At 36.3% G+C, this 1,115-nt stretch carries 1 protein-coding gene; it reads left to right on the top strand.

The genetic code is table 11. The features are described from left to right. A partial coding sequence (locus CGS49_RS13645) for a MucBP domain-containing protein (protein WP_207653418.1) occupies positions 1–1,115 on the top strand: 1,115 nt, incomplete at both ends.

Here is a 1,115-nt window from a genome sequence, read left to right as displayed (position 1 = left end):
TAACAAGCGTGGTAATAGAGAGAATACACATTCTATTAACCAAAGACGAAGGGTCAAAAGAAGTCCAATAGATACAACTGAGTTTGCTCAAAACTACGGTAGAAAGGTATTGGCAGGTTCAGTTACCAATACGGGTTTCTCAGTTAGTGATCCAGATTATCCATCTGGAATGTGGATTGATCCAGATAAATCTCATTACAGTTATGAATGGTTGCAAGCAAAATATCATGGAAAACATCATGGAAAATATCATGGAAACCAGATTGTTTTTTCAACTAATCGAACGGGCGACGGAATTGTTTATGTAACGGAATTATCGAAATCAAATGAGGTTTTAAAGCAATACACTTTAAATCAAAATACTCAGGTAGAATCTGCTATATTTGATAGCACTACCTACTATAATGATACTTATTATGCGATGGTTGAAAGTTTAAGAGATCCTCTTGCTGTTAAATATATTGCTAGTAAATATGATACTGGCTACTACAATGGACTATCCTATATGGTACCCAAATTGATCACACAAACAACCTATTTTGTTGATAAAGATGGCAAGCAAATCACCGACAGTAATGGTAATCCGGTTGTTCCTTATACACAAAAAGGGTTAGTCGGCCAAAAATATACGACGAGTCCCATACTTATAAATGGTTACTATGCTACTGCATCTTCTAATTCAAATGGCACTATGTCACCATACGGAGAGATTGGTGCTAGTTATGTTAAAGACTTTCATGATGGAATAGTTGTTACTTACACTCAGACTGGTTCAGATGGAACAATGTCTGCTTCAATTGCAAAAAATGGAAAAGTTCTCGAAACATATACAAATATAAAGCCCTCAGATCCTGCGATACAGTATCAAGTAGGTTACTGGTTTGATACGAAAGTCGCAATTAAAAATCCATATATTCCACAAACCTCTGATGTTAAGTATGTTTACAGAAAGCTCGGCAACTGGATTGTCTCTAATCCTGATGGCTCGACAAAATCAATTATTTATCCCAATGATCCTAGTGACCCTACTAAGATTGCTGATTCATCTGTGCCTGGTTACCCGGTTATTGATTTTCTTCCTGGCTATACACCTAAAGACCATATGAGGACTCATT

The organism is Faecalibacterium langellae (assembly GCF_002549775.1).
In the GTDB taxonomy this organism is placed as follows: Bacteria; Bacillota; Clostridia; order Oscillospirales; family Ruminococcaceae; genus Faecalibacterium; species Faecalibacterium langellae.
The sequence above is the reverse complement of the archived record's forward strand: the minus strand, read 5'-3'. Positions and strand labels throughout refer to the sequence as shown.